This window comes from Streptomyces sp. NRRL F-5122 (assembly GCF_001507435.1).
Classification (GTDB): domain Bacteria; phylum Actinomycetota; class Actinomycetes; order Streptomycetales; family Streptomycetaceae; genus Streptomyces; species Streptomyces lannensis.
The window spans coordinates 1-219 of record NZ_LMWH01000224.1 but is presented as its reverse complement, the minus strand read 5'-3'; the positions used below and the strand labels follow the sequence as shown (position 1 = coordinate 219).

The window sequence follows — 219 nt, the reverse complement described above, 5'->3', positions numbered from 1 at the left end:
CGGCGTGGCGCGCACCGCGTCACGGCTGGCTTGGATGGCCTCCTCCAGCACCGCCTGATCACCGCCTCGCTCGAAAGATCTCAGCAGGGCGACGCCGAGGTTGGACAGGCGGGCGGCCAGGTCGGGGTGGTCGGGCGGCGTGGCGCGCACCGCGTCACGGCTGGCTTGGATGGCCTCCTCCAGCACCGCCTGATCACCGCCTCGCTCGAAAGATCTCAG

General features: G+C 71.2%; 1 protein-coding gene. It reads right to left on the bottom strand.

Annotated features, from left to right (window positions below):
* Nucleotides 1-219: hypothetical protein (locus ADL25_RS20920; RefSeq protein ID WP_159044969.1), on the bottom strand; the 219-nt coding region annotated here is incomplete at both ends.